Origin of the sequence: Psychrobacter sp. MES7-P7E, assembly GCF_002863645.1 — a bacterium.
Lineage (GTDB): Bacteria > Pseudomonadota > Gammaproteobacteria > Pseudomonadales > Moraxellaceae > Psychrobacter.
Map to the genome: position 1 here is coordinate 1 of NZ_PJBU01000054.1, position 547 is coordinate 547.

The following is a 547-nucleotide window of genomic DNA, read 5'->3' on the forward strand; positions in this document are numbered from 1 at the left end:
AGCGACTTATACAGTCAGCATCAGCAATCCAAGTACGATAGATACGGTGATTGAAGTCACCATTAGTGATGGCAGCACCGAAGGCTCAGCGGACTATACCGCGCCTGTCACCCAGCTTGTGACTATCCCAGCGGGTCAAACGACGGTTGATGTCAAAGTACCGATTGTGGATGACAATCTGTCTGAAGGCCCCGAGGACTTTACCGTTACCGTGACGGATATCACTTCAGGTACGGCAACGATAGGCCCTGATGACAGCGTCAACACCACCATCTATGATGATGGCACCACCGATGGCACCACCCCTGTCGATCCTAACGATCCTACGCTAGGAGAGGACACCCCAGTGGTATCTATTACTGCAACTAAAGATACTGCCACTGAAGGTGTCGATAACTTGCTTATCTTTGATGTCTCGCAAGATAATCTGAGTAACTTTGACACTATTGTTGACGTTAAGCTGAATACAGTAAATAGCACTATCGAAGCGGCGGACATTGCTTCTATTAGTTACACTAATTCAGACGGCATTGTAGTGACATTAGGC

General features: G+C 47.9%; 1 protein-coding gene. It reads left to right on the forward strand.

Translation table 11 applies throughout. The features are described from left to right. Window positions 1–547, forward strand: a 547-nt coding sequence (locus tag CXF62_RS01470; protein WP_197707682.1) for a Calx-beta domain-containing protein, incomplete at both ends; no start/stop codon positions are given.